Source organism: Pseudoalteromonas sp. bablab_jr010, from assembly GCF_016464105.1.
Taxonomy (GTDB): Bacteria; Pseudomonadota; Gammaproteobacteria; order Enterobacterales; family Alteromonadaceae; genus Pseudoalteromonas; species Pseudoalteromonas simplex.
The window spans coordinates 1-237 of the sequence record NZ_JACDWV010000092.1 but is presented as its reverse complement, the minus strand read 5'-3'; the positions used below and the strand labels follow the sequence as shown (position 1 = coordinate 237).

At 43.5% G+C, this 237-nt stretch carries 1 rRNA gene; it reads left to right on the top strand.

What is annotated here, in order from left to right:
- Positions 1 to 64: 64 nt before the first annotated feature.
- Positions 65 to 179 (top strand): 5S ribosomal RNA (gene rrf, locus JIG37_RS09725).
- Positions 180 to 237 lie beyond the last annotated feature (58 nt).

Genomic DNA, 237 nt, shown 5'->3' with positions numbered 1-237 from the left:
TTACTTGATATCAGAATTCCAGATTTATTAATTTGCTCAGATGAGCGAATTAAAACCAAATTTGCTTGGTGACAATAGCGTTTTGGACCCACCTGACCCCATGCCGAACTCAGTAGTGAAACGAAACAGCGCCGATGATAGTGTAGCAGCTGCTATGTGAAAGTAGGTCATCGCCAGGCTCCAAATAAGAGAAAGCCCGATTCGAAAGAGTCGGGCTTTTTTGCGTTTTAGCTGTCA